This window comes from Rhodococcus sp. P4_C10 (genome assembly GCF_056402135.1).
In genome coordinates this window covers 1-899 of sequence record NZ_JBFUHZ010000100.1, presented here as the reverse complement: position 1 = coordinate 899, position 899 = coordinate 1, and the positions used below count along the sequence as shown (strand labels likewise).

Annotated in this window: 1 protein-coding gene; it reads right to left on the bottom strand. The window is 66.3% G+C overall.

Annotated elements, in window-relative coordinates:
* On the bottom strand, positions 1 to 860 hold an 860-nt coding region (locus AC1DWC_RS26690), incomplete at its 3' end, for an NAD(P)(+) transhydrogenase (Re/Si-specific) subunit beta (RefSeq protein ID WP_477912908.1).
* Between the last annotated feature and the right edge of the window lie 39 nt (positions 861 to 899).

The window sequence follows — 899 nt, the reverse complement described above, 5'->3', positions numbered from 1 at the left end:
CCACCGAACGAGCCGAAGATGATCGCCGGGATCGACCGGTTCATCGCCTTCGCCATCAGGTTCGTCAGGATGGTGCCCGACGCGCCGACGATCATGCCGGCGACGATCATCGCCTGGTTGTTCAGCGCCAGACCCGCCGCCGCGGCGGAGAGACCGGTCAGCGCGTTGAGCAGCGAGATCACCACGGGCATGTCGGCGCCGCCGATCGGCAGCACCACGAACAGGCCCATCACGCCGGCCGCGACGAGCAGCCCCACGATCCACAGCGCCGAGGTCGGGTCGTTCGCCGGATCGGCATGCACACCGATGTAGACAGCGACGGCGATGGACACGACCGCGAGGAGCATGTTCGCGAGCTGGAACGCCTTCGCGTTGGAGACGAACGCCTTCTCCACCTTCTTGTTCAGCAGTTCCTGCAGCTTGGAGAACGCCACCAGCGAGCCCCAGAACGAGACGGAACCGATGATCGCCGCGAACAGCGACCCGACCACCACAGGCGCGCTCGGCACGTCGGTGAGGGTGGTGAAGCCGTCGGAGTCGAGGAACTCCGCCCACGCGATCAACGCGACCGTGCCACCGCCCACACCGTTGAACAGCGCCACCAGCTGCGGCATCGCCGTCATCTTCGTACGCAACGCCGGCGGCACACCGAGCACGACACCGACCAGCAGACCGCCCGCGATCAGCAGCCAGTTGTCCGTCTCACGGACGTCGATCAGCACCGCGAGGACCGCGATGACCATGCCCACGGCGGCGATGTAGTTGCCGCGGACCGCGGTCTTCGGGCCGGTCAGACCCGACAGACCGTAGATGAACATCGAGAACGCGACGATGTACAGGATCGTGACGAGGTAGCCCATCAGAGGTCAGCCCCCTTCTTCTCGGCCGCCGCCTTGTTG